Origin of the sequence: Mesorhizobium sp. B2-1-3A (assembly GCF_006442655.1) — a bacterium.
In the GTDB taxonomy this organism is placed as follows: Bacteria; Pseudomonadota; Alphaproteobacteria; order Rhizobiales; family Rhizobiaceae; genus Mesorhizobium.
In genome coordinates this window covers 64,956-88,159 of record NZ_VFWK01000002.1, presented here as the reverse complement: position 1 = coordinate 88,159, position 23,204 = coordinate 64,956, and the positions used below count along the sequence as shown (strand labels likewise).

The window sequence follows — 23,204 nt, the reverse complement described above, 5'->3', positions numbered from 1 at the left end:
GGCATCGCAAGGTAGGCTGCGGCGAGAACGCTCTGGATTTCTCGTCCGGCCTGTGATGCGATCGGGCCTCAACTGGAGCCTGCCATGCCGTCGAGCGTCAGAACCATCGCGTTGCCGTCTGGCGAGGCCATACCTGTTCTCGGCCAGGGCACATGGAAGATGGGCGAGGATTCCCGCCGCCGTGCTGGCGAGGTCGATGCGCTCAAGCTCGGTATCGACCTTGGCATCACGCTGATCGACACCGCCGAAATGTATGCCAGCGGCGGTGCCGAGGAAGTGGTGGCAGAGGCCACTGCCGGGCGCCGCGCCGAGGTCTTCCTGGTTTCAAAAGTTCTACCGTCGAACGCTTCGCGCGCGGGCGTGCAACGCGCCTGCGAGAACAGTCTGAAGCGCCTGCGCACCGACCGCATTGATCTCTATCTCTTGCATTGGCCGGGCAGCGTGCCTTTGTCGGAGACGGTCGAGGCCTTCGAGGCCTTGAAGAAGGCCGGCAAGATCCGCCATTGGGGCGTCAGCAATTTCGACACCGAGGAAATGGAGGAGCTCGCCGGCTTGCCCGAAGGCGGCAACGTCCAGACCAACCAGGTGCTCTACAATCTGGTCCGGCGCGGCCTCGAGTTCGATCTGGCGCCCTGGAGCCGCAAGCGCGGCATTCCGTTGATGGCCTATTCGCCGGTGGAGCAGGGCGCGCTAGCACGCAATGCCAGGCTCGATGCCGTCGCCGCCCGCCACCATGCGACCGCCGCTCAAGTCGCCCTGGCCTGGGTGATGCATCAGGACGGCGTCGTCGCCATTCCCAAGGCCAGCAGCCAGGAGCATGTCCGCCAGAATTTTGCCGCGCTCGACATCGCGCTTACGGGCGAAGACCTCGCCGATCTCGACCGCGCCTTCCCCCCGCCGACCCGCAAGCGCGGGCTGGAGATGATCTGACTACTTCCCGGCCAGCCCCTTCAGCCGGTACAGCGCTTCCAGCGCTTCCCGTGGCGTCATCTCGTCGGGATTGATCTCGCCGAGGGCAGCGCCAAGCGCATCGCTTTTCACCGGCTTGGGCGCTTCCTGCTTCATCGCCACGGAAAACAGCGGCAGGTCGTCGACCAGCCGGTTGGTTTTGCCGGAAACCTCGCCTTCTTCCAGCTGGTGCAGGACTGCCTTGGCCCGATCCACCACCGCTTCCGGCAGGCCGGCCAGCCGTGCCACCTGCACGCCGTAGGAGCGGTCGGCCGCACCCTTGCCGACCTCGTGCAGGAAGACGACGTCGCCTTCCCATTCCTTGACCCGCATGGTGACGTTGTGCAGCCGCGCCAGCTTGCCGGCCAGCGACGTCATCTCGTGGAAATGGGTGGCGAAGATCGCCCGGCAGCGGTTCTTCTCATGCAGATACTCCACCGCCGCCCAGGCGATCGACAGGCCGTCGAAAGTGGCGGTGCCGCGGCCGATCTCATCGAGGATCACCAGCGCCCGCTCGCCGGCCTGGTTGAGGATGGCCGCCGTCTCGACCATCTCGACCATGAAGGTCGAACGGCCGCGTGCCAGGTCGTCCGAAGCGCCGACGCGCGAGAACAGCCGGTCGACGACACCGATATGGGCCGATGCCGCCGGCACGAATGACCCGGTCTGTGCCAGGATCGCGATCAGCGCGTTCTGCCGCAGGAAGGTCGATTTACCGCCCATGTTCGGGCCGGTCAGCAGCCAGATCGCGCCGTTCTTGGCGCTCCCCTCCGGCGAGAGATCGCAATCATTGGCGACGAACGGCCCTTCGCCGGAACGGCGCAAGGCCTGTTCGACCACCGGATGCCGGCCGCCGGAAATCTCGAAGGCGAGGCTCGAATCCACCACCGGACGGCACCAGGCTTCGCTTTCCGACAGAAGCGCCAGTGCCGCCGACACGTCGAGTATGGCGAGCGCGTCGGCGCCGGCGCGGATCGCCTCGGCCTCGCCGACCGCTTCCGCCGTCAGCGCATCGAAGGCGGCCAGTTCGATGCTCAGCGCGCGGTCGGCGGCATTGGCGATCTTGGTTTCGAGTTCGGCAAGCTCGGTGGTGGTAAAGCGCATGGCGTTGGCCATGGTCTGGCGGTGAATGAAGCGCGCCTTGGCGCCATCGCTGCCGGTCATGACCGCGTGGTGGTTGGCGGTCACCTCGATATAGTAACCCAGCACGTTGTTGTGCCGGATTTTTAGCGAACGGATGCCGGTTTCCTCGATCAGCGAGCGCTCCAACGCGGCGATCACTTTTCGCGACTCGTCGCGCAGCGCCCGCATCTCGTCGAGTTCCGGGTGGTAGCCCCCGCGAACGAAGCCGCCATCGCGTTTGAGCAGCGGCAGTTCCTCGCCCAGCGCCTGCACCAGATGCTGGGCGAGCGCCTGGGGCAGCGCCTGGATAGCGGCCATTGCGCCAGCCAATTCCTGGGGCAGGGTGATCGCTGCAAATATCTCGGCGATGGCGCCCGCCGCCTCGAAGCCGGCGCGCAACGCGCCGAGGTCGCGCGGGCCACCGCGGTTGAGCGCCAGCCTGGACAAAGCGCGCGGCATGTCGGCGACGCTTTTCAGGCTCGCCCGCACCGCCTGGCAAAGCCGCGTTTCGGAGCGGAAGAACGACACCGAGTCCAGCCTTGCGCCGATCGCCGCCGGGTCGGTCAGCGGCGCCATCAGCCGGTCGGCGAGCAGCCTTGCGCCGCCGCCGGTCACCGTGCGGTCGATCGCCTTGAACAGCGAGCCTTCGCGGCTGCCCGACAATGTTCGCAACAGCTCGAGATTGCCGCGTGTCGCCGGATCGATGAACAGGGTAGAGCCCTGCTCTTCGCGTTCAGGGCGCGACAGCGGGGGGCGTTCGGCCTTCTGCGTCTTCTCGACATAGGCGATGGCGCCCGAGATGGCCGACAGTTCGGCCCGCGAAAACGTGCCGAAGCTGTCCGGTGTCGCCACCTCGAAGAAACGGGCGATGCGCCCGGTGGCAGAGGCCGAATCGAACAGCGATGGCGGTTGCGGGTTGGCGACGCGGCCAAGCACGTCGAACACAGGCTTCAACTCCGGATCATGAAACACCGGTTCGGCGACGATCAGCTCGCGCGGATCGACACGGAAGATGTCGGCGAGCAGCCGGTCGGCGGTGGTCTCGGCGACGCGGAAAGCGCCTGTCGAGATGTCGATCCAGGCAATCGCGAAAGAATGGTCCGCGCCGCCCTTCACCCGCCCCAGCGCCATCAGGAAGCTTGATTCCGACGGCGCCAGCAATTTGTCCTCGGTGATGGTGCCCGGCGTCACCAGCCGCACCACGTCGCGGCGCACCACCGATTTGGAGCCGCGCTTCTTGGCCTCGGCCGGATCCTCGATCTGTTCGCAGACGGCGACGCGGAACCCTTGGCCGATCAGCTTCTGCAGATAATCGTCGGCCGCATGCACCGGCACGCCGCACATCGGGATGTCGTGGCCCTGGTGCTTGCCGCGCTTGGTCAGGACGATGCCCAGCGCGCGGCTCGCCTTTTCGGCGTCGTCGAAGAACAGCTCGTAGAAATCGCCCATGCGGTAGAACAGCAGCGAATCCGGATTTGCGGCCTTGATCTCGATGAACTGCTCCATCATCGGCGTCACTGCGGCCGTGCCGGGCTGTGGCGGCGTCATCACCTCGGGGGCGTCGGGCTCGTTGGGGCTGTGCATGTTCATGGCCCGGCACGCTAGCAGATGTGATGGCCGGGTTTAATGCCGGGGCTTCGAAAAGCAGGGGAAGACCGAGGCGGGAAGTGCCGGCAATTTCCCCCATGATCCGCGATTCAGGCGTGGTGGCGGTTTACACGCGGCGGTGCGTGGTCTTAATTCGGACCGAAACAAAGCACCCGCTTCAAGGAGGTGCTGCACCGGCGAGGAAATCAAAAGCATCATGGCCAGGAAAACCGAGAACAGCGGTCCGTCCGTCAGCGCGCAGGAAGCGCTCGAATTCCACGCCATGGGCCGGCCTGGCAAGCTGGAGATCGTCGCCACCAAGCCGATGACGACGCAGCGCGATCTGAGCCTCGCATATTCGCCAGGCGTCGCCGTGCCGGTGCGCGCCATCGCCGAGGATCCGAGCCGCGCCTTCGACTACACGACGCGCGGCAACATGGTCGCCGTCATCTCCAACGGCACCGCCATCCTTGGTCTCGGCAATCTCGGCGCGCTGGCCTCCAAGCCGGTGATGGAAGGCAAGGCGGTGCTGTTCAAGCGCTTTGCCGATGTCGATTCCATCGACCTCGAGGTCGACACCGAGGATGCCGACGAGTTCATCAACTGCGTGCGCTTCCTCGGTCCTTCCTTCGGCGGCATCAACCTCGAGGACATCAAGGCGCCGGAATGCTTCATCATCGAGCAGCGGCTGCGCGAGCTGATGGACATCCCCGTCTTCCATGACGACCAGCACGGCACCGCCATCATCTCGGCCGCCGGCCTGATCAACGCGCTGGAAGTCACCGGCCGCGACATGAAGACCACGAAGCTGGTCTGCAACGGCGCGGGTGCCGCCGGCATCGCCTGCATAGAGCTGATGAAGGCGATGGGCTTCGCGCCGGAAAACATCGTCCTGTGCGACACCAAGGGCGTGGTCTTCCAGGGCCGTACCGAAGGCATGAATCAGTGGAAGTCGGCGCATGCGGTCAAGACCGACGCGCGCAGCCTCGCCGAGGCGCTCGACGGCGCCGACGTCTTCCTTGGCCTCTCGGCCAAGGGCGCGCTCACCACCGCCATGGTGCAATCGATGGCCAAGAACCCGATCATCTTCGCCATGGCCAATCCCGATCCCGAAATCACGCCGGAGGAAGTGGCCGAGATCCGCACCGACGCCATCATGGCGACCGGGCGTTCGGACTATCCGAACCAGGTCAACAACGTGCTCGGTTTCCCCTACATCTTCCGCGGCGCGCTGGACGTGCGGGCCACCACCATCAATGACGACATGAAGATCGCCGCGGCCAGGGCGCTCGCCGAACTGGCGCGCCAGGACGTGCCCGACGACGTCGCCGCCGCCTACCAGGGCAACCGGCCGAAATTCGGCCCCAACTACATCATTCCGGTGCCGTTCGATCCGCGCCTGATCTCGGCCATTCCGCTGGCCGTCGCCAAAGCGGCGATGGACTCCGGCGTCGCCCGCAAGCCGATCCTCGACCTCGACCGCTACGCACAGGAACTGTCGGCCCGCCGCGACCCGATCGCTTCGACCCTGCAGCGCATCTACGACCGCGTGCGCCGCCAGCCCAAGCGCATCGTCTTCGCCGAAGGCGAGGAAGAGCAGGTGATGCGCGCCGCCGTCTCCTATGTGAACCAGCGGCTCGGCACCGCCATCCTGCTTGGCCGCGACGATGTCATCAAGGAAAACGCCAAGCACGCCGGCATCGACCTCAACAAGCAAGGCGTCGAGATCATCAATGCGCGGCTGTCGCGCCGCAACGGCATCTACACCGACTATCTCTATGAGCGCATGCAGCGGAAGGGGTTCCTGTTCCGTGACTGCCAGCGCCTGATCAACAATGACCGCAACCACTTCGCCGCCTGCATGGTGGCGCTGGGCGATGCCGACGGCATCGTCACCGGTGTCACCCGCAACTATTCGACCGCGCTCGACGATATCAGGCGCGTCATCGACGCCAAACCCGGCCACCGCGTCATCGGTGTGTCGATCGTGTTGGCGCGGGGCAAGACCGTGCTGGTCGCGGACACCGCCGTGCACGACATGCCGAACGCCGAGCAGATCGCCGACATCGCCGAGGAGGCGGCAGGCTTTGCCCGCCGCATGGGTTATGAGCCGAGGCTCGCCATGCTCGCCTATTCCACCTTCGGCCATCCGCAGGGCGAACGCTCCGAGCGCGTCCAGGAAGCGGTGCGCATCCTCGACAAGCGCCGCGTCGATTTCGAGTATGACGGCGAAATGGCCGCTGACGTCGCGCTCAACGCGCGCGCCATGGCGCAGTATCCGTTCATCCGCCTCACCGGTCCGGCCAATGTGCTGGTCATGCCGGCCTTCCACTCGGCCTCGATCTCGACCAAGATGCTGCAGGAACTCGGCGGCTCGACGGTCATCGGCCCGCTGCTGGTCGGCTTGAACAAGCCGGTCCAGATCGTCTCGCTGAACGCCAAGGATAGCGACATCGTCAACATGGCGGTGATCGCCGCGTACACGGCGGGGACTTGAGGAGCGGTCCGGGCAGCGGATGAGAGCCTCAGCCCGGCGCGAACACCCGCGCCGCTTCAATCACCTCCTCGACCTGATCCGCGCGCAGCAGGTCGATTGGAATGCGCCCGTCGAGCTGTGCCGCGGGGCGTGTCAGCCATAGCCACGCCAGCCTCGGATTGCCGATCTGCTTGAGAACGTCGCTTATGCCCGCGACAGGCCTGCCGTCGACGAACTGCGCCAGCGGGAAGACGTGTTTGCGGCCGCCCTTGCGTAAGGCGATGACGTCGCCGCGCCTTTGCCAGCGATGCAGGGTCGAGCGGGCGATGCCCAGGTTTTCTTCCAGATAGGTCGAACCGGCGACACGGCCGGCCCAGTCCTCGATCAACATCGATTCGAGGTCGTCGGACCGTGGCGGTGCAGGAAGTAGCGGCTCATCGGCCAGCAGAGCCGTCGACGGGCTCGTGGCCCCGGCAGTGCCGGCTTCGCTGCGGCGCGCGGCTTCCGCTGCCAGCGCGCGCACGAATTTCGAGGCAAGGCCGGGAAGGTCGGCATGGATGGCGTCGATGGCGCGCTGGTGTTTCGGCGACAGCAAGGTGACGGCGGACGCTATGCTGCCGGCGATCTTGCCGACCGACACCACGGTGGACTGGTTTATGGCCTCGTCATAGTGGGCAAGCGCGCGCTCGACGTCCTCCGCGACCATTTCCGCGAAGTCGTCCTGTCCAGGACCAGGTGGCTGAAATCTGCTCATGCATATGTCTTCTGGCCGCGCGCGTTCCTCCCTCAGCCGCGGCCGATTGCTGAATTTTTATTGCGGAAAACGAAGATCGTGGCGGCAACGCATCGCGCTGCCCGACAGCTTGCTGTCTTGCATCTTTCAACACCCCCATCTGGCTGCGGGCGTCCCGAAATGTCAGTCACGGGACGCTCACGATTTCGTGTACGGGCGGCATGTGACAGTAACGCGACGGTGAAGTTGCCGATCTCCCCCCTCGTGGGGGAGATGCCCGGCAGGGCAAAGGGGGGCGAAGGATCGCTACATAGCGATGCTTATGCCGTGCCCCCGGCTCTCGGCAGGTGTTGAGCCCTGAAGCTATGAAATAAAACGTCGGAAATGCCAGCGGGACAGCGCCCCCCTCTGGCCTGCCGGCCATCTCCCCCACAAGGGGGGAGATCAGCAGTTGTCCCTACAACAACCCCGCCAGTTCCGCCTCGCGGCGCAGATTCTGCCTTGGCCTTGGGCCGATCTGCTGGATCACCAGTCCGGCCGCCAGGGAGCCGAGGTCGCCGCAGGTCTTGAGGTCGCGGCCTTGCGTGTAGCCATGCAGGAAACCGGCGGCGTAGAGATCGCCTGCGCCCGTCGTGTCGACCAGTTCACGGATCGCCGTCGCCTGGATGACCACGGTCTCGTCGCCGCGCACGATGACCGAGCCTTTTTCAGAACGGGTCACCGCGGCTATTCTGCAGTCCTTGCGGATCTTGGCCACCGCCTCGTCGAAGGACGATGTCTGGTAGAGCGACTTGATCTCGTGGCTGTTGGCGAAGACGATGTCGACCGTGCCCGAGCGCATCAGCTCGAGGAACTCGTCACGGTAGCGGTCGACGCAGAACGAATCCGAAAGCGTCATCGACACTTCGCGGCCTGCCGCGTGTGCCAGCCTGGCCGTCTGCCGGATCGCCTCCTTGGCGCGCGGCGGGTCCCACAGATAGCCCTCGAAGTAAGTGACCTTGGCGCCCGAGGCCTTTTCGGCCTCGACATCCTCGGGGCCGAGTTCGACACAGGCGCCGAGATAGGTGTTCATCGAGCGTTCGCCGTCGGGGGTGACGAAGATCATCGAGCGCGCCGTCGGCGGCTCGCCCTTGAGCGGCTTGGTGTCGAAGGCGACGCCCTGCGCATGGATGTCGTGCGCGTAGATTTCGCCCAGCGCATCGTTGGATACCTTGCCGAAGAAGGCAGCGCGTCCGCCGAAGGAGGCGACGCCTGCGGCCGTGTTGCCGGCGCTGCCGCCGGAGGCCTCGATCGCCGGGCCCATGCGGCTGTAGAGCAGTTCGGCGCGCCGCGTATCGATGAGGTTCATCGCGCCCTTGATGATGCCGTTGGTTTCGAGGAATTCCTCCTCGCACTGGGCGATGATGTCGACAATGGCATTGCCGATGCAAAGCACGTCATAATCCGGCATCAATATCTCCGCCAAAACCCGAGCCGGCTTCTTGCCACGCTGGCCGGGCGCGGGTTTAGCGATTAACGGCAGCTTTGCCTAGAGCACGACACTCAACTTTGGCGGGATCGCCCCAGAACAGGGCACCAACAGCCAGGCGCTACGACAATTCGACCGTGGACGAAGCGTTTCATCGCCGCATTGCCTACAAATCTGGCCTGATCGACCGCACCCGAAGACGGCAAGCCCATGTCCGCGAAGAACGACACGACCATCGACCTGGCGTTGCTTGCCGTATTGGCGGTGCTGTGGGGCGCCTCCTACACTTTTATCAAGATCGGCGTCGAGACGATCCCGCCGGTCACCTTCATCGCCGCCCGCACCTTGATCGCCGGCGGCATCCTGTTCGCCATCATCCGCTGGCGCGGGCTGGCCATGCCGGGTGATGCGGCAAGCTGGCGCCGCTTCGCCTTCCAGGCATGCCTCAATAGCGTCATACCATTCACGCTGATCGCCGCCGCCGAGCGCTCGGTCGATGCCGGCCTGGCCACGATCCTCAATGCGACCTCGCCGATCTTCACTTTCGTTTTCACAGCGCTCATCACTCGCCATGAGCCGGTGACTGTGCGCAAGCTGATCGGTGTCGGCGCCGGCATAGCGGGCATCTGCTTCATTGTCGGCACGCAGGCGCTGGGTGGTCTCGGTCACGAACTCTGGGCGCAGGTCGCCATCGTCGTGGCAACGATCTGCTATGCCGGTGCGGCGATCTTCGGCCGTGGCTTCAAGGGCCTCGATCCGATGCTGCCGGCCGCCGGTTCGATGCTGTGCGGCGCGGTCATGCTGGTGCCGCTCAGCCTGTTGGTCGACCAGCCATGGGCGCTGACACCCTCGATGACATCGATCCTGGCCCTGCTTGGCCTGTCGGTGTTTTCGACCGCGCTGGCCTTCGTCATCTATTTCCGCCTCATCCACACGCTGGGTTCGGTCGGCACGACATCGCAGGCCTATCTGCGCGTACCGATCGGCGTCGGCATCGGTGCTGTCTTCCTCGGCGAAAGCCTGGGGCCAACGGTATGGCTGGGCATGGCCTTTGTCGTGGCCGGCGTCGCCGCCATGACGATCCCGGTCAGAAAGCCGGCGTTTGCCCGATAGCGATACGCGCTTGTGCTGACGAGCCGCGCTGCCTATCTCGTGAACGTCCCGCCTTTACGGCGCTGTCGCTGACTTGGGGTTGAAGCACGGTGATTTTCGACGCTGCCCGCACTGCGGCCCTCGAGTTGCTCTCGCCGCCGTTTCGCGCCGTGTTCGTCAAGACGCTTGGCCTGACCGTGCTGGCCCTGGTCGCCTTGTGGTTCGGCCTGACCAGCCTGGTCGAGTGGCTGGCGCTCCCGTGGCTCCAGGCCTTGTTGCCCGGCATGCCGTCCTGGGCCGGCTGGCTGGGCGGCATCATCGCGGCAATAGCGCTTGCCTTCGGCACGGCGCTGCTCGTCGCCCCGGTGACGGCGATGATCGCCGGCCTGTTCCTCGACGATGTCGCCGAAGTGGTTGAGCGCACCGACTATCCCGGCGAGCCGATTGGGCGCGCCATGCCGGCGCTGCGCTCGCTGGTGCTGGCGATAAAATTCCTCGGCGTCGTCATCCTCGGCAACATCGTCGCCTTGCTGCTCCTGCTGGTGCCGGGCATCAACATTGCCGCCTTCTTCGTCGTCAACGGCTATTTGCTCGGCCGCGAATTCTTCGAATTTGCCGCCATGCGCTTTCGCGGCGAAGACGAAGCCAGGGCCTTGCGCCGGCAATATGCCGGCACGGTCTTTCTCGCCGGGCTGGTCATCGCGGCCTTCCTCGCCGTGCCGTTGCTCAATTTGGTGACGCCGCTTTTCGCCGCCGCCATGATGGTGCACCTGCACAAGGCGATTTCGGCACGGGAAGCGGCACGTCGATAGCGCAGCTAGCTCGGCTCAACGCAGCAGGAAACCTCGCCCCAGCTCGTCATCGGGCTCGACAATGAATTCCGCCCGCCCGGAGTAGTAGGCGCGGCCGCCGACGCGGGCGATGATCGCCTCATGCGGGCCGGCCCGCGCCGTCCGCGCCACCGCGCCGGAAAAGCGTGAGCCGGCGATGCTATCGAAGGTCCGCGTCTGCCCGATAGCGATCTCGCCCTTGGCAAGCATGGCGGCGAGACGGGCGGTGACGCCGGAGCCGGTCGGCGAGCGGTCGACCTCGGCCTCGGCGAAGACGCAGATGTTCTTCGTCACCTCGCCGGAAAACGCGTCGCGTCCGTCGGTCAGGATGGTGCCGTAGAGAAAGGCGAGGTCGGCGTGGTCGGGATGCGACAGCGGAAATTCCGCCTTGAGCCTGTTCGTCAGCGTCGTTGCGGCATCGACAAAATCGCGCACGCGGTCACGGCCGAATTCCAGCCCGAACTGATGGCAGTCCGCCAGCGCGTAGAAAGCGCCGCCATAGGCGATGTCGAAGCCGATCTTGCCATACCTTGTCAGCTCGATCTGCTGGTCACCGGCAAACAGGAAGGCCGGCACGCTCTCGAACGACACGGCGCCGGCCTTGCCGTCCAGAACCTCGACCGAAGCGACGACCAGGCCGCACGGCGCTTCGATGTTGACGGTCGTGATCGGCTCCTGTTTCGCCACCAGCCCTTCATCGATGGCGTAGCGGCCGAGCGCGACGATGGCGTGGCCGCACATGGTCGAATAGCCCTCATTGTGCATGAACAGCACCGCGAGATCGGCGCCCGGCAAGTCGGGCTCGACCAGCAGGGCGCCGTACATATCGTAATGGCCGCGCGGCTCGAACATCAGGATTTTTCTGAGATGATCGAGATGGTCGCGCACATAGGCGCGCTTTTCCAGAATGGTGCCCTTCGGGATGCGGGGATAGCCGCCGGTGACGATCCTCAGCGGTTCGCCGCCCGTATGCATGTCGACGACGGTCAGCGTCATGCGCCCAGCCTGTTCATCATGATGGCTTGCTGTAGAGCGCCTGCAGCTTGCCGAAAGGCATGGCGGCGCGGGTGAAGCCGAACGTGCCGTCCTGCTGGATCTCGCGCGCCGCCGTCTCCAGCATGCCGTAGGCGAAATTGGTCAGCCATGGCCCGAGTGAAATGCGCTTCACGCCGGCCATGGCAAGATCGGCGATGGTAAAGCCCGGCTTTGCCATGACGTTGACCGGCTTGCCGACCGCCGAGCAGATCGTACGCACCATCTCGATGTCGCCGATCCCTGGCGCATAGAGCACGTCGGCTCCAGCCTTCTCGAAGGCCTGCAGCCGCTTGATCGTGTCGTCGAGATCGGTTCTGCCCCAGAGGAAATTTTCGGCGCGCGCGGTGAATACGAAATCGCGCTTCAGCGCCCGCGCCGCCTCCACCGCCGCGGCGACGCGCTCGACCGCATGCGAAAAATCATAGATCGGCTTGTCGGGATCGCCGGTGTGGTCCTCGATCGAGCAGCCGGCAAGGCCGGCCGCTTCCGCCGCGAAGATGGTTTCGGCGGCCCGCTCGGCGCTGTCGCCCTTGCCCCTCTCGAGATCTGCCGAGACCGGCAGGTCGGTCGCCGCCGTCACCTCGCGGCAATGATGGATCATCTGTTCAAAGGTCACCGAGCCGTCCGGCAGGCCGCGCGAAAAGGCGAAGCCGGCGCTGGTCGTCGCCAGCGCCTTGAAACCGAAGGAGCCGAGCAGCTTGGTCGTGCCCGGATCCCAGGGATTGGGCATGACGAAGGTCGAGGCATGCAGGTCGCGAAAGATCTTGCCCTTGTCCATGAATGCTCCCCATCACGAGTTTTGAGCGGATGCTACCGCGCTGTCTCAAGTCGGGCAAACGAATGCGTTTGGTTCAGAAGCGCTTCGCGTTCTCTGCTGACAATTTCTCGAACGCGTCGGAATCCTTGACGTAGTGTGAAGTCTTCGTGTCCCAATGGTAGGCGACGGAAATGTCGTGCGAGGCCGCCTCGGGCGCCGCCTCATCGCAACTTTCACCACTCGGCACCGTGGCGTCGGTCGCCGTCACCTTGATCGCCGCATAGGGCTTTCCGTCGTCCAGCGTCAGGAAGGCCAGGTCCTGGGTGCGTTTGTAAGCGCAGACGTTTTCGTCGAACGTGTTGATCGTGTCGACCAATTGAAGGCGATCCTCGCGAGGCAGGATCAGTAGCGTACTCACATAGCCCTGGTTCGAATTGAAATGCGTGCTCATGGAGATGAGCACGTCGTCGCCGGCGCCGATCGAAAGCTTGTTCGGCTCGCGGAAATAGGTGCTGCGGTCGACCGCGACATTGGCCGCATCGAGCAGTTTCGGCTTGGCTGTCACGTCGTAGAGCGCCAGCACGGCATAGCCTTCGGCACTGTCGGGAGAATCGCCGAGATCGAACAGCATCGCCAGCCGATCCTTGCCGCCGGCCTTGATGGGAAGCACTGCCGCATTGGGCAGGCTCGTCGTCTCCGGCGGCGAGCCGCCGTCATCGTCACCGGCAATGTGGCGCATGTCGATCGGCAATCCGCCCTTGTAGAAACCGTCCTTGTCGGCGGCGAGGTCCGGGATGACCATTTTGGCCAGGTCGAGATAGGTGACATCGCTGCGGCCGGGCAGCGGGCTGTTGAGTTCGGGAGAGCTCACGGCCTGCGCGCCGGCCGCAGTCCAAAAGAACGGCAGCAGCATCAAGGCGAGCATGAGGCGGAGCAGGTTCGTCGGCATGAATATCCCCCCGGAGATCAGGCCAGTCACGCTAGCACGGGTTCCGGCATCGTGCAGCCGTGTCGGAACAGGATCAGTGGATCGGCACCAGGCCGGCCAGCTCGCGCATGTCATCGAACAGGATGCCGCCGGCCTGGATCAGGCCGTCGCGGTCGGAATAGGGATCGCCATGATAGGAAAACACCCGCATGCCGGCGGCAATGCCGGCCTGCGTGCCCGCGACGCTGTCCTCGATGACGATGCAGTCGGCGGGCGCGAAGCTCATGGTCTTGGCCGCATGCAGGAACAGGTCGGGGAACGGTTTGCCGCGCCCGACCATGGTGGCACTGAACATCGCATGTTCGAAGAGCGGCAGCAGCCCGGTCTGGCCAAGCGTGATGTGCATCTTCGAAATCCTGGCCGAGGTGGCGACACAATAGGGGATGCCGGCCCCGCGAACCGCCTCGATGAACTCCCGGACATAGGGGATCGCCTCGACGCCATGGGAAAACAGGTCCGGCAGGCCGGCATTCCAGCGATCGACGAAATCGGTGCCGAGGCGGACATCGGTCTGCTCTTCGATCTCTTTCTGCACCGAGGCCATGCTGCGGCCGGAGAAATTCTTGCGGCAATATTCGAAGCTCGTCGGATAGCCAGCCGCGCTCAGCCACTCGGCAAGGCGCCGGTTGGCAAGGTTCTCCGTGTCGACCAGGATCCCGTCGCAGTCGAAGATGACAAGTTTCGGGATGGGCATCAGGCGGTGCCGGTCGATCCGAACCCGCCCGAGCCACGCGCCGTGCCACCGGCCAGCGACCGTTCTTCGACGGCCACCTGCGTCACGGCGGCGAAAACGATCTGGGCGATGCGCATGCCGCGCGTCACGGCAAAATCCTCATCGCCGAGATTGACCAGCAGCACCTTCACCTCGCCGCGATAGTCGCTGTCGACCGTGCCTGGCGAATTGAGGACGGTGAGGCCATGCTTGAAAGCAAGCCCGGAGCGCGGCCGCACCTGGCCTTCCATGCCTTCGGGGATTTCCAGGATCAGCCCGGTCGGCACCAGGGCGCGTTTTCCGGGAAGGATCAGCAGCGGCCGGTCGTCGGGCACCGCGGCGCGCAGATCCATCCCGGCGGCGCCGGCGCTTTCATAGGCGGGGAGGGGTAGTCCTTCAGCATGCGGCAACCTGACGAAGCCGACGGTCGGACCGATGACGGAGGAGTTTTGGAGGGCTGCGCGCATAAAATCGATCCTATCGGCGCGATTGCCGATTCGGTCAATTCGCCCGCAAGGGTATCAACGGCTTTCTTTCGGGCATCACTATGACCTCGGGCATCACTATGACCTTAGCACGCTTCAGCGCACTTCCATCGGAACCACCGTCGTTTCCTTGATTTCCTCCATCACGAAGGAGGCGGAGACATCGGACAGCGCTACCTTGGCGATCAGCCGCTGGTAGAGCCGGTCATAGGCTTTCACGTCGGCGACACGCGCGCGCAGGACATAGTCAAGGTCGCCGGACATGCGGTAGACGCCGGTGATCTCGGGGAAGCCGGTCACCGCGGCGCGGAATTTGTGCAGCCAGTCCGGATCATGGTTCGACGTCCGGACCAGGATGAACACAGACAATCCAAGCCCGAGCTTGTCGGCATCGACCAGCGCCACGCGTCCGGTGATGACGCCTTCTTCCTCCAGCCGCTTGACGCGCCGCCAGCAGGCATTGCGCGACAAGGCTACCCGTTCCGATAGCTGGTCGACCGACAGCGTGCCGTCGCGTTGCAATTCGGCAAGCAGTTTTCGGTCTATTTCATCGATATCCAGCGCCATATTGGGATATTTGTCCCATTGAATGGCAAAATACAAGGACATTTTGAGACCGATGAACCGGCGAAGCGTGTCAGGATACTCATATCGGAACTCACGCTGAAGGGGACCAGCATGTCAGTCGCAAGCATCTTCACCTCTCATCCGGCCAAGGTTGGCGAGACCTATTTCGGCCATATGGCCTTCGCTGCCTGGTTTTCGTCGCGTTTGCTGATGGCGGCGGGTGCCGCGCTCGTTCACGCTTTCTTGCCATTTCTCTTCGAGACTACCGCCAGCCGAATCGTCCGTGAGCTTTACGAGCGGACGCACAACAGAGGCACACACGCGACCAAGGAGCCCGCGGCTCTTCCGGATCGCGCCTAGAGGACGACAGAAGCGATGTGCCGTTGGGCGGCCTATCTCGGTGAAGCGGTCTTTCTCGAAGATATCCTCACGGCGCCCTGTCACTCGCTGATCGCCCAGAGCCATTGCGCCCAGGAGGCGAAGTCACCGACCAATGGCGACGGCTTTGGCCTTGCCTGGTACGGCGACCGTCCGGAGCCCGGCCTCTACCGCGACATCCTGCCGGCCTGGTCCGATCCCAATCTGACGAGCCTGTGCCGGCAGATCAAATCCGGCCTGTTCCTCGCCCATGTGCGGGCCTCGACCGGCGGCGCGACCAGCCGCATGAACTGCCATCCCTTCATCTCCGGCCGCTGGTCGTTCATGCATAACGGCCAGATAGGCGGTTTCGAGAAAATCCGTCGCGCGCTGGAGAATTCATTGTCCGATGCCGTCTTCGACCAGCGCGAAGGCACCACCGATTCCGAACTCTTTTTTCTCCTTATGATCGACGAGGGATTGGCCGGCGACCCGCAGGGTGCGGTGTCGCGCGCCACCAGCCGGGTTCTCGAAGCCTCGCGCCGAGCCGGCCTCGAACCGGCGCTGAAGCTTACCGCCGCCTTCTCGGACGGGCAGGCGCTGCACGCGGTTCGATATGCCACCGATGCGCATGCGCCGACACTCTACACCTCTACCCTGCGCAAGGGTGGCGGCCGCTGCATCGTCTCCGAGCCTTTCGATCGCGAAGGCGGCGACTGGCAGGCGATCCCGCCGTCGAGCTTCGTCACCATGACTGGGGACGGCATCAGCATTCGGCCATTCGCGCCGACGGCGGCGAGGCTGGCGCTGGCAGGGTAATCTAAGTCGGAAACGCCGCAGGCCAGCGCCCCCCTCAATTGGCCTCGGCACAATTCCGATCAAACGGAGCCAAGCTCCGAATGCTCAACTCCGCTTGAAGTCGTGCCGCTGTCCGCCATTTTCCAGGCAAGCGGCCAAGCCGGAGCATCCACCATGGACGTCGCCTTCTCCTCAACCGTCGACCTCGCCGCCGCCATTGCCCAACGCAAGATCTCCGCTGTCGAAGCGCTCGACGCCCATCTGGCGCGGATCGACCGACACAACGAAGGCATCAACGCCGTCATTTCGCTCGACAGGGAAGGCGCTCGCGAACGCGCCAAAAACGCCGACGCGGCGCTTGCACGCGGCGAGGCGCTCGGGCCATTGCATGGCGTTCCCCTCACCCTGAAGGACACGCACGAGACGGCAGGCATGAAAACCACGGTCGGCTTTCCGCCCTTCGCCGACTATATCGCCAGCCACGACAGCTCGGTGGTTGCGAGGCTGAAGGCCGCCGGCGGCGTGCTGATGGCCAAGACCAATGTCGCGACCATGCTTTCCGACTGGCAGTCGAACAATCCGTTGTTCGGCCGCACCAACAATCCGTGGCACCTTGAGCGCACCGCCGGCGGCTCCAGCGGCGGCGCCGCGGCAGCAGTCGCCGCCGGAATGACATCGTTCGATGTCGGCACCGATATGCAGGATTCGATCCGACTGCCTGCCGCATTCTGCGGTGTCTATGGGCTGAAGCCGACGGAACATCGCGTCTCGCTGGCCGGTGCCTTCCCGGACCCGGACGGCATGGCGCGCAGCGTGCGGCTGATGTCCTGCCTCGGACCGCTGGCGCGCAGCGTGGGCGATTTGTCGTTGATCTATCAGATCATCGCCGGGCCGGACGGGCGTGATACCGATCTTGCGCCGGTGCCGGTCGAGGCCATGCCGAAGCTCGACCTCAAGGCACTGCGCGTCGCCTTCGCGCCGTCCTTTCGCGGCTTCCCGGTGGCGGCGGACATCAGTGCGGCGGTCGAAGATCTCGCCGGGAATCTGCGCTCGGCCGGGGCGACCGTGGAGGAAGCGAAACTGCCCAGGCTCGACCTGCACGACGATCTGGCGCAAGGCGGCGCACTGATCGGCATGATGATGGAAGCTGCCCAACCCCTGCCCTCGGCGCAGCCGACACCGGTTTCGCGCTGGTTCGAGGCGCTCGCCCGCCGCGACAAATCCATTCTCGCCTGGGACCGGTTCTTCGACGACTGGGATGCGCTGCTCTGCCCGGTCGCCATGACCACCGCCTTCCCGCATTGCGAGCCGGGCAAGCCGATCAAGGTCGACGGTCGCGAACAAAGCTACTGGATGCTGTCGGCCTACGGCGCTGTCTTCAACTACAGCGGCCATCCGGCACTTTCGATGCCGTATGGTGAAGATCCCGACGGCCTGCCGATCGGCCTGCAACTGGTCGGCAAACGCTGGTCGGAATCCCAGCTGCTTGGTATTGCGGCGGCGATGGAGCCGCTTATCGGCGGCTTCCGCCGTCCGCCGGGCTACTGAGCGAAGCGCGACAATCCATAGGGCGCCAGCAGCGTGTCGCGCTCGCCGTCGAGGATTTCCCGCGCAGCGAACAGGCCGACGGCCGGCGCCAGCGTGATGCCGGAATGCATGACGGCAATATACAAGCCGTCCATGCTCTCCGCGCGGCCGATGATCGGAAAGCCGTCGATCGGCGTCGGCCGGTAGCCGACCGTGTGGAAATCGAGCTCCAGGTCCCCGGCGCCGCGCAACGCTGCCTTCGCTACTGCAAACAATTCGCGCGCCGTGGCAGCGGGGTCATCGCCTGGGTCGCCGCCGGCGAAATCCGAGCCGGCGATGATGCGGCCTTCAGCCGTCTGGCGCATATGCAACTTCTCGTCGTGCACCAGGCCGTTGAGCAGCTTTTTGTGTGGCCGCGAATGGACGATCAGGCCAGGCGGCGTCTCGATCGGCAGGCTGATCCCCGCCGTCGCGGCAATGTCCGGAGCGCCGACGCCGGCGGCGATCACCACTTCGTCGGCGGCAATCAGCCCATGCGATGTGTCCACGCCGGTAATCCGGCCATTGGTCTGGGCCAGCGCCGAAACCGTGCTGGCAATGACCCGCGTGCCATGCCGTTCGGCATCGGCCAGCAGGGCCCTGGCCGCGGCAACCGGTTCGGTCACGCCTTCCTCGGCGACATAAACAGCGAATTCAGGGGGCTCGACGAGGTTGGGCTCGATTTGCGCCGCCCGCTTGGCGTCGACGCGTTCGATGCCGTAGCCCCATGAAGAGTGTTCGGCCGCGTAGGCTTCGAGCCGGTCGGCCGGCAGGTCCCAGCACAGGCCACCGCACCAGGCGAGCGGAAGCCCGGGCAGCTCATTTGCCAGCCGTTTCCACTCGGCCATGGCGCGGATGCGCAGCCGGAAATAGATTTCGGGGTTGCCCCAACTGGCGTTGATCCAGGCAAAGGAATTGGGCGTCGCGACGCCACCTGCGCCGCTTTCGGAAACGACCGTCACCTGTGCACCGGCCTTGGTCAGGTGCCAGGCGATCGAAGCGCCGATGATGCCGGCGCCGATGACGATGACTTGTTTCGCCGCTGCCATGCTCGCTCCTCTGTCTCGTGATTCCAACGGATGTTTATCCAAGTGGCATTCCTATAGCCGCTTGCCAATGTCGAAATGTCCGGCTCTCGGCCAGTGTGGAGCAGGGACGGTCGAATTGCGGATCTGGACAGCGAGACGGCATCCGGCGGCGTCAGGGCCGCCGGACCGGTCGACAGCCCGGCACTGCGCTGCTAGAAACCCGGCCTGTCACACGGAAATCCCAGAGAATGCCCGAAACAATACCAGAGGAAGTGGCGCGCCGCCGCACCTTCGCGATCATCGCCCACCCCGACGCCGGCAAGACGACGCTCACCGAAAAGCTGCTGCTGTTCGGCGGCGCCATCCAGCTTGCCGGCGAGGTCAAGGCCAAGAAGGACCGCATCCAGACCCGGTCCGACTGGATGAAGATAGAGCGCGAGCGCGGCATTTCGGTCGTCACCTCGGTGATGACGTTCGAATATGAGGACAATGTCTTCAACCTCCTGGACACGCCCGGCCACGAGGATTTCGCCGACGACACCTATCGCACGCTGTCGGCGGTCGACTCGGCCGTCATGGTCATCGACGCCGCCAAGGGCATCGAGCCGCGCACGCTGAAACTGTTCGAAGTCTGCCGGCTGCGCGACATCCCGATCATCACCTTCGTCAACAAGATGGACCGCGAAAGCCGCGATCCTTTCGAGATTTTGGACGAGATCGAACAGAAGCTGGCACTGGACACTGCCCCCATCACCTGGCCGATCGGCCGCGGCAAGACGTTCTCCGGTACCTATCACCTGGCGTTGAACGCGGTGCGCAAGGGCGACGACGAGAAGGAACGCACGCCGGTCAACGGTCCCGATTCCAACCGCGTCGCCGGCCTGCTGCCGGAAAACGAGCGCGAGGCCTTCATCGAGGAGCTGGAGCTCGCGCGAGAAGCGTGCAGACCCCTTGATATAGACGCCTTCCGCGAGGGCCATCTGACGCCGGTCTATTTCGGCTCGGCGCTGCGCAATTACGGCGTTCGCGACCTGATCGAGGCGCTCGGCGCCTTCGGCCCGCCGCCGCGCGCGCAGGATGCCGACACGCGAACCGTCGAGGCGACCGAGGACAAGATGACCTCCTTCGTCTTCAAGATCCAGGCCAACATGGACCCCAATCACCGCGACCGCATCGCTTTCGTTCGCGTCTGCTCGGGCAAGCTCGAGCGCGGCATGAAGGCCAAGCTGGTGCGCACGGGAAAGCCGATGTCCCTGTCCGCGCCGCAATTCTTCTTTGCCCGCACCCGCGTGACGGCGGACGAAGCCTTTGCCGGCGACGTCGTCGGCATCCCCAATCACGGCACACTGCGCATCGGCGATACGCTGACCGAAGGAGAGGAAATACTGTTCCGCGGCGTGCCGAATTTCGCGCCGGAGATCCTGCGCCGCGTCCGCCTCGGCGACGCGATGAAGGCGAAGAAACTCAAGGAAGCGCTGCACCAGATGGCCGAAGAAGGCGTCGTGCAGCTGTTCTCGCCCGAGGACGGCTCGCCGGCCATCGTCGGCGTTGTCGGCGCGCTGCAGCTGGACGTGTTGAAGGAGCGGCTGAATTTCGAATACACACTGCCCGTCGAATTCGAGATGTCGCGCTTTTCCGTCTGCCGCTGGATATCGGCCGACGACAAGGCGGAGGTCTTGCGCTTCATCGAGGCGCATCGCGGCGACATTGCCCGCGACCTCGACAACGATCCGGTGTTCCTCGCCCAGCACGCCTTCTCGCTGAACTACGAAGCGGAACGCTGGAAGGCGATCCGCTTCGCCACGATCAAGGACTACCAGGTCCGCGACAAGGCGGCGTAAGGGTTGTTTTTCCTTCCCCCCTTGTGGGGGAAGGTGGCCTCGCGAAGCGAGGTCGGATGAGGGGTGCTCCAGGGAACGCAAACGCCTCACTCCGCTGGAACACCCCTCATCCGTCTTGCCGCTTCGCGGCAATCCACCTTCCCCCACAAGGGGGGAAGGGAAGATCGCGCAGTGCTTAACCTTTGGCCGCCGCTTCGATCTTGGCGATGTCGATCTTGCCCATCTGCATCATCGCCGACATCACCCGGCCGGCCTTGGCCCTGTCCGGATCCAGAAGCAGCCTCGGCAATTGCTCCGGCACGACCTGCCAGGAGACGCCGAACTTGTCTTTCAGCCAGCTGCAGACGCCCGGCTCGCCACCTTCCGTGAGCTTTTCCCAGAAATAATCCACCTCTTCCTGCGTCTTGCAGTCGATCGACTGTGACATCGCCTCGTTGAACTTGAAGTTCGGGCCGCCATTGAGCGCCTGGAACGGCACGCCGTCGAGCTCGAACGTGGTCATCAGCACTTTGCCCTCACTGGCGTGTCCCTTGGGCCAGCGCAGAACGCTCAGCACCTTCGAATTCTTGAAGATGGAGACATAGTGGTTCATCGCCTCTTCGGCCTGGCCGTCGAACCACAGGCAGGTGGTGATCTTTTGCATGTCGCGCTCCTCGCTTGCTCTTGCTGCTAGTGTGAAACGGCTGACCCCGAGAATGGTGCCATTTCCGTGCCGTCTGCCCAAGGACGGTCGCGCGCCGCGCAATCCGACAGCGGCGTGCGATTTTTCCTGGTCTCTCGTTTTTCGGCGGAATCTGGCGCATCGCAAAAATGTGGCCAGACCAAGCTCTGGCGTCTATAACGCCTGCGATCCAAATTCAGCTCCGCCGCGCCATGCCTTGGCCGCGGCCAGCCACCAAGGAAAAAACATGCCTGCCTATCGCTCCCGCACCACCACCCATGGCCGCAACATGGCCGGCGCCCGCGGCCTGTGGCGCGCCACCGGCATGAAGGACTCGGATTTCGGCAAGCCGATCATCGCGGTGGTCAATTCCTTCACCCAGTTCGTGCCGGGCCATGTCCATCTGAAGGACCTCGGCCAGTTGGTCGCGCGCGAGATCGAGAAGGCCGGCGGCGTCGCCAAGGAGTTCAACACCATCGCCGTCGATGACGGCATCGCCATGGGCCATGACGGCATGCTCTATTCGCTGCCGTCGCGCGAATTGATCGCCGATTCCGTCGAATACATGGTCAACGCCCACTGCGCCGACGCCATGGTCTGCATCTCCAATTGCGACAAGATCACTCCCGGCATGCTGATGGCCTCGCTGCGCCTCAACATCCCGACCGTGTTCGTCTCGGGCGGACCGATGGAGGCCGGCAAGGTGGTGCTGGCTGGCAAGACGCAGGCGCTCGACCTGGTCGACGCCATGGTCGCGGCCGCCGACGACAAGATCTCCGACGAGGACGTCAAGGTCATCGAGCGCTCGGCTTGCCCGACCTGCGGTTCCTGTTCGGGCATGTTCACCGCCAATTCGATGAATTGCCTGACCGAAGCGCTCGGCCTGTCGCTGCCGGGCAACGGCTCGACGCTGGCGACGCATGCCGACCGCAAGCGGCTGTTCGTCGAAGCCGGCCATCTCGTCGTCGATCTCGCCCAGCGCTATTATGAACAGGATGACGAGACGGCGCTGCCACGCAGCATCGCCTCGAAGGGCGCCTTCGAGAACGCCATGACGCTCGACATTGCCATGGGCGGTTCGACCAACACGGTGCTGCACATCCTGGCCGCGGCCCATGAGGGCGAGGTCGACTTCACCATGGAGGATATCGACCGGCTGTCGCGGCGGGTTCCTGTGCTCTGCAAGGTGGCCCCGGCAAAGTCCGACGTGCATATGGAAGATGTCCACCGCGCCGGCGGCATCATGGCCATCCTTGGCCAGCTCGACGAAGCAGGGCTGATCAACCGCGACCTGCCGACGGTGCATACGGCCAGCCTCGGCGAGGCGCTCGACCATTGGGATATTTCGCGCACCTCCAGCCAGAATGTCCGCGACTTCTTCCTCGCCGCGCCCGGCGGCGTGCCGACGCAGGTCGCCTTCAGCCAGGACCGGCGCTGGGACGAGCTCGACACCAACCGTGAGACGGGCGTCATCCGTTCCGCAAAGACGCCGTTTTCGAAGGATGGCGGTCTTGCCGTGCTGAAAGGCAATCTGGCGCTCGACGGTTGCATCGTGAAAACGGCGGGCGTCGATGAGTCGATCCTGAAATTCACCGGCCCGGCGCGCGTGTTCGAAAGCCAGGACGCTTCTGTCAAGGCAATCTTGTCCAACGAGATCAAGGCCGGCGATGTCGTCGTCATCCGCTATGAGGGACCGCGTGGCGGTCCCGGCATGCAGGAAATGCTCTATCCGACCAGCTATCTGAAGTCGAAGGGCCTCGGCAAGGCCTGCGCGCTGGTCACCGATGGCCGCTTCTCCGGCGGCACGTCGGGCCTGTCGATCGGCCATGTCTCGCCCGAAGCCGCCGAAGGCGGCACGATCGGGTTGGTCAGGGAAGGGGATACGATCGAGATCGACATTCCCAACCGCACCATCCGCTTGGCCGTCAGCGATGCCGAGCTTGAGGCACGGCGCGCGGCGATGGCGGCCAAGGGCGCCTTGGCCTGGAAGCCGGAGGAAAAGCGCAAGCGCAAGGTGACGACCGCGCTGCGCGCCTACGCCGCCTTCGCCACCAGCGCCGACAAGGGCGCGGTGCGGCACGTGCCGGAATAAGGGTTTCTTCCTTCTCCCCTTGTGGGAGAAGGTGTCGCCGCAGGCGACGGATGAGGGGTGT

20 protein-coding genes are annotated in these 23,204 nt (G+C 64.6%); 9 read left to right on the top strand and 11 right to left on the bottom strand.

Annotated features, from left to right (window positions below; translation table 11 throughout):
* Positions 1–84 precede the first annotated feature (84 nt).
* Positions 85–930: an aldo/keto reductase gene (locus FJ977_RS07010; protein ID WP_140769911.1), complete on the top strand. Its 846-nt coding sequence runs from the start codon at positions 85–87 to the stop codon at positions 928–930.
* Here the strand turns inward: FJ977_RS07010 and mutS are convergent, their stop codons facing one another.
* A complete protein-coding gene (mutS, locus tag FJ977_RS07005; RefSeq protein WP_246682948.1) occupies positions 931–3,618 on the bottom strand; it encodes a DNA mismatch repair protein MutS in 2,688 nt (895 codons plus the stop codon).
* Positions 3,619–3,874: 256 nt separating this feature from the next.
* Between mutS and FJ977_RS07000 the strand changes: the two genes are divergently transcribed.
* On the top strand, positions 3,875–6,154 hold the full coding sequence (locus FJ977_RS07000; RefSeq protein WP_140769908.1) for an NADP-dependent malic enzyme: 2,280 nt from the start codon (positions 3,875–3,877) through the stop codon (positions 6,152–6,154).
* 28 nt (positions 6,155–6,182) lie between these two features.
* On the opposite strand, the gene FJ977_RS06995 is transcribed toward FJ977_RS07000, so the two are convergent.
* Complete coding sequence (locus FJ977_RS06995) at positions 6,183–6,887, bottom strand: antitoxin Xre/MbcA/ParS toxin-binding domain-containing protein (RefSeq protein WP_140769906.1); 705 nt, start codon at positions 6,885–6,887, stop codon at positions 6,183–6,185.
* A 436-nt stretch (positions 6,888–7,323) separates the two neighbouring features.
* Complete coding sequence (locus FJ977_RS06990) at positions 7,324–8,316, bottom strand: adenosine kinase (RefSeq protein ID WP_140769904.1); 993 nt, start codon at positions 8,314–8,316, stop codon at positions 7,324–7,326.
* Between the two features lie 228 nt (positions 8,317–8,544).
* On the opposite strand from FJ977_RS06990, the gene FJ977_RS06985 reads away from it, so the two are divergent.
* Positions 8,545–9,447: an EamA family transporter gene (locus FJ977_RS06985; RefSeq protein ID WP_140769902.1), complete on the top strand. Its 903-nt coding sequence runs from the start codon at positions 8,545–8,547 to the stop codon at positions 9,445–9,447.
* A gap of 89 nt (positions 9,448–9,536) precedes the next feature.
* Complete coding sequence (locus FJ977_RS06980) at positions 9,537–10,238, top strand: sulfate transporter family protein (RefSeq protein WP_140769900.1); 702 nt, start codon at positions 9,537–9,539, stop codon at positions 10,236–10,238.
* A gap of 15 nt (positions 10,239–10,253) precedes the next feature.
* Here FJ977_RS06980 and FJ977_RS06975 read toward each other — a convergent pair whose 3' ends face one another.
* The 6 genes from FJ977_RS06975 to FJ977_RS06950 form a co-directional block, all read right to left on the bottom strand.
* On the bottom strand, positions 10,254–11,252 hold the full coding sequence (locus tag FJ977_RS06975; protein WP_140769898.1) for a proline racemase family protein: 999 nt from the start codon (positions 11,250–11,252) through the stop codon (positions 10,254–10,256).
* A gap of 16 nt (positions 11,253–11,268) precedes the next feature.
* Positions 11,269–12,069: an oxaloacetate decarboxylase gene (locus FJ977_RS06970; protein WP_140769896.1), complete on the bottom strand. Its 801-nt coding sequence runs from the start codon at positions 12,067–12,069 to the stop codon at positions 11,269–11,271.
* A gap of 73 nt (positions 12,070–12,142) precedes the next feature.
* Positions 12,143–12,997: a hypothetical protein gene (locus FJ977_RS06965; RefSeq protein ID WP_140769894.1), complete on the bottom strand. Its 855-nt coding sequence runs from the start codon at positions 12,995–12,997 to the stop codon at positions 12,143–12,145.
* A gap of 73 nt (positions 12,998–13,070) precedes the next feature.
* A complete protein-coding gene (locus tag FJ977_RS06960; protein WP_140769892.1) occupies positions 13,071–13,730 on the bottom strand; it encodes an HAD family phosphatase in 660 nt (219 codons plus the stop codon).
* Entirely contained in the window at positions 13,730–14,215 is a 486-nt protein-coding gene (dut, locus tag FJ977_RS06955) for a dUTP diphosphatase (protein ID WP_140769890.1), read from the bottom strand. Before dut ends, FJ977_RS06960 begins: the two co-directional genes overlap by 1 nt.
* Positions 14,216–14,329: 114 nt before the next feature.
* Entirely contained in the window at positions 14,330–14,800 is a 471-nt protein-coding gene (locus tag FJ977_RS06950; protein ID WP_140771327.1) for an Lrp/AsnC family transcriptional regulator, read from the bottom strand.
* A 111-nt stretch (positions 14,801–14,911) separates the two neighbouring features.
* Between FJ977_RS06950 and FJ977_RS06945 the strand changes: the two genes are divergently transcribed.
* The 3 genes from FJ977_RS06945 to FJ977_RS06935 all read left to right on the top strand — a co-directional run bounded on the left by FJ977_RS06945 (position 14,912) and on the right by FJ977_RS06935 (position 17,503).
* Positions 14,912–15,160, top strand: a complete 249-nt coding sequence (locus FJ977_RS06945; RefSeq protein ID WP_140769888.1) for a DUF6356 family protein — start codon at positions 14,912–14,914, stop codon at positions 15,158–15,160.
* 15 nt (positions 15,161–15,175) lie between these two features.
* Positions 15,176–15,976, top strand: a complete 801-nt coding sequence (locus FJ977_RS06940) for a class II glutamine amidotransferase (RefSeq protein WP_140769886.1) — start codon at positions 15,176–15,178, stop codon at positions 15,974–15,976.
* A 153-nt stretch (positions 15,977–16,129) separates the two neighbouring features.
* Entirely contained in the window at positions 16,130–17,503 is a 1,374-nt protein-coding gene (locus FJ977_RS06935) for an amidase (protein WP_140769884.1), read from the top strand.
* Here the strand turns inward: FJ977_RS06935 and FJ977_RS06930 are convergent.
* The gene (locus FJ977_RS06930) at positions 17,497–18,570 is read right to left on the bottom strand and encodes an FAD-binding oxidoreductase (protein WP_140769882.1); all 1,074 of its coding nucleotides are present in this window, start codon (positions 18,568–18,570) and stop codon (positions 17,497–17,499) included. The genes FJ977_RS06935 and FJ977_RS06930 overlap by 7 nt on opposite strands.
* Positions 18,571–18,797: 227 nt before the next feature.
* On the opposite strand from FJ977_RS06930, the gene FJ977_RS06925 reads away from it, so the two are divergent.
* Entirely contained in the window at positions 18,798–20,390 is a 1,593-nt protein-coding gene (locus FJ977_RS06925; RefSeq protein ID WP_056569618.1) for a peptide chain release factor 3, read from the top strand.
* Between the two features lie 175 nt (positions 20,391–20,565).
* Here FJ977_RS06925 and FJ977_RS06920 read toward each other — a convergent pair whose 3' ends face one another.
* Positions 20,566–21,033, bottom strand: a complete 468-nt coding sequence (locus FJ977_RS06920) for a VOC family protein (RefSeq protein WP_140769881.1) — start codon at positions 21,031–21,033, stop codon at positions 20,566–20,568.
* A 265-nt stretch (positions 21,034–21,298) separates the two neighbouring features.
* Here FJ977_RS06920 and ilvD point away from each other — a divergent pair, with 265 nt between their 5' ends.
* Complete coding sequence (ilvD, locus tag FJ977_RS06915) at positions 21,299–23,143, top strand: dihydroxy-acid dehydratase (RefSeq protein WP_140769879.1); 1,845 nt, start codon at positions 21,299–21,301, stop codon at positions 23,141–23,143.
* Positions 23,144–23,204 lie beyond the last annotated feature (61 nt).